General features: G+C 70.3%; 1 protein-coding gene. It reads left to right on the plus strand.

Annotated elements, in window-relative coordinates; genetic code table 11:
• Window positions 1–697 (plus strand): acyl-CoA dehydrogenase family protein (locus LPA54_RS34170; RefSeq protein WP_228984557.1); only part of this gene is annotated, 697 nt, incomplete at both ends.

Consider the following 697-nt stretch of genomic DNA (forward strand, 5'->3'; position numbering starts at 1 on the left):
GTACGACGAGGCCAAGGACGAGTGGGTGATCAACGGCACCAAGACCTGGGCGACCAACGGCGGCATCGCCAACGTCCATGTGGTGGTCGCGGTCGTCGACCCGGAGCTCGGCTCCAAGGGCCACGCGTCCTTCATCATCCCGCCGAACACCCCCGGCCTGTCCCAGGGCCAGAAGTTCCAGAAGCACGGCATCCGCGCCTCGCACACCGCCGAGGTCGTCCTGGACGACGTGCGCGTCCCCGGCTCCTGCCTGCTCGGCGGCAAGGAGAAGCTGGACGAGCGCCTGGCCCGTGCCCGCGAGAAGGCCAGGACGGGCGGTGAGCGCGTGAAGAACGCCGCCATGGCCACCTTCGAGGCCTCCCGCCCGGCCGTCGGCGCCATGGCCGTGGGCACCGCCCGCGCCGCCTACGAGGTCGCGCTCGACTACGCCAGGACGCGTGAGCAGTTCGGCCGCCCGATCATCGACAACCAGGGCGTCGCCTTCCAGCTCGCCGACATGCGCACCCAGATCGACGCGGCCCGCCTGCTGGTGTGGCGCGCCTCCTGGATGGCGGTCAACGGCAAGCCGTTCACCGCGGCCGAGGGCTCGATGTCGAAGCTGTTCGCCAGTGAGACGGCCAAGAAGGTCACCGGCCAGGCCATCCAGATCCTCGGCGGCAACGGCTACACCCGAGAGTACCCGGTCGAGCGGATGCAC

Source organism: Streptomyces sp. DH12, from assembly GCF_020873895.1.
Classification (GTDB): Bacteria; Actinomycetota; Actinomycetes; order Streptomycetales; family Streptomycetaceae; genus Streptomyces.